The sequence below is a fragment of the Pedococcus sp. P5_B7 genome (genome assembly GCF_054049895.1).
In genome coordinates, this window is sequence record NZ_JBFULM010000013.1 from 1 (window position 1) to 1,367 (window position 1,367).

A 1,367-nucleotide genomic window follows, 5' to 3' on the forward strand; every position below is an offset into this window, starting at 1 on the left:
CTGAAGTCCCTCGGTTGATGGGTGACAGTTCTACTCCGGTTGATCGGTGACACTCTCGAGATGCGGGAGATGAGTGTGGCTGAGCAGCGGTATCAGGCGGTGTTGGCGGTGATCGGTGAGGGCGCGACCGTCACCGAAGTGGCGGCCCGGTTCGGGGTTGCACGCAAGACCCTTCATGAGTGGCTGTCGCGGTACGAGGGTGGCGGGCTGGAGAACCTGGGTGACCGGTCTCATCGGCCACGGTCGTGTCCGCATCAAATGGGTCCCGCGGTCGAGGCGGCCATTGCCGGGCTGCGGCAGGCACATCCCTCTTGGGGGCCGCGGCGGCTCGTCTTCGAGMTGGCCCGGAGCGGGCTGGATCCGGTGCCTAGCGAGTCGGCGGTGTACCGGGCGCTGGTCCGGTTGAACCTGATCGACGTTGCTGTCCGACGACGGCGGGACCGCAAGTGGAAGCGCTGGGAGCGCGGCGCTCCGATGGAGCTGTGGCAAATGGATGTGGTGGGCGGGTTCGTGCTCGCCGACGGTCATCGCGCGAAGGCGCTGACCGGGGTCGACGACCACTCCAGGTTCTGCATCAGCGCCCACCTGATGCTGCGAGAGAACTCCCAACGGGTGTGCGAGGGATTGGCCGCGGCGTTGCGTGCCTACGGCGTGCCCGAGCAGATCCTGACCGACAACGGCAAGGTGTTCACCGGCCGGTTCAACGCCCCACCGGTCGAGGTGTTGTTCGACCGGATCTGTCGGGAGAACGGGATCACCCACCTGCTGACCCAGCCCCGCTCACCGACAACCACCGGCAAGATCGAGCGCTTCCACCGGGCGCTGCGCACCGAGTTCCGCACCGACCGGGTGTTTCCCGACCTGGCCACCGCGCAGGCCGAGCTGGACGACTGGGTCGAGGAGTACAACACCCGGCGTCCGCACCAGGCCCTGGACATGGCCACCCCTGCGGCACGATTCCTGACCACCGCACCAGCGCCGGTGACGTCGCTGCGGACGACCTCACGGTCGGGGCGGCCGGCGGAGGACCGGATCGACGGCTACTGGGTGGCCCGCCGCGCATCGGCCGTCGGCATGGTGTGCGTGAACTGGCAGCAGGTCTGCCTCGGCGTCGCGGCCGCCGGCCGCAACATCGATGTCTGGGTCACCGGCCAGGTGCTGCAGTTCTACGACGGCGACTACCTGCTGCGCACCGAACAGCGCCGAAGCGCCGGGGAGGTCAGAGTCAAACGCGCCCAAGTCCCGGGCGGGCAACGTAGGGTCAGATCGAGTGACACCCATCAACCGAAGTAGGTGTCACCCATCAACCGAAACAGTGTTACCCAACAGCCGAAGCCCGGATGACCGGGATCAGCCGAAGTAACACA

The 1,367-nt window shown here is 67.3% G+C and carries 1 protein-coding gene; it reads left to right on the forward strand.

Going from position 1 to position 1,367, the window contains the following annotated elements; all coding sequences use genetic code 11:
• Window positions 1–60 precede the first annotated feature (60 nt).
• A complete protein-coding gene (locus ACXJKD_RS20245; RefSeq protein WP_457256837.1) occupies window positions 61–1,293 on the forward strand; it encodes an IS481 family transposase in 1,233 nt (410 codons plus the stop codon).
• Window positions 1,294–1,367 lie beyond the last annotated feature (74 nt).